The organism is Aminobacter sp. P4_D5 (genome assembly GCF_056401815.1).
In genome coordinates this window covers 1-512 of the sequence record NZ_JBFUIP010001435.1, presented here as the reverse complement: position 1 = coordinate 512, position 512 = coordinate 1, and the positions used below count along the sequence as shown (strand labels likewise).

Sequence of the window (512 nt, the reverse complement as noted above, 5' to 3'; positions counted from 1 at the left end):
GTGACGATGACCATGGGGCCGCTGCGCCCTTGGCGCTGCCGCACGTCGCGGTAGGTGCTGCGGCACCAGATGCTTTCGCCCACGCGGGCATGGCTGAGGAACTCGTACTCGTAGCCGCCGTTCAGCACGCCCGAGAGCGGGATGGGCATGCGCGGCAGATGCGGGCGGAGCACGCGGGTCTCACCGTCGAATTCGGGATCGCCGCGGCCTTCCAGCGGATCGACGGGATCGGAGGCCGGGCGGCGATAGGCGTGCACGGGGAAGGCGAGCGGCGCCACGGCGCCTCCCTCGGCGTCCGGCCGCGAACGCGGGTGCGCGTCCATGGTGGCGTGGACGAAGCGGCGCAATTCGCTGGCCTCGACCGGGTGGGTGGCCTCCACCCAGTCCGAACGCACGCCGATCAGCGCGCGCGCTGCGTCGGTGACGAGGTCCATACCGCCTACCTCCTGTGCCAGGTGGTGTTGAGTGTCCACACTTAGGGCAATTTCACCGAAAGAATGTCAGGGCTAGGT

General features: G+C 69.3%; 1 protein-coding gene. It reads right to left on the bottom strand.

Annotation, left to right across the window (positions count from 1 at the left end; translation table 11 throughout):
* Positions 1–434, bottom strand: a 434-nt coding sequence (locus AC1DWF_RS38830; RefSeq protein ID WP_476843708.1) for an FAS1-like dehydratase domain-containing protein, incomplete at its 3' end; no start/stop codon positions are given.
* Between the last annotated feature and the right edge of the window lie 78 nt (positions 435–512).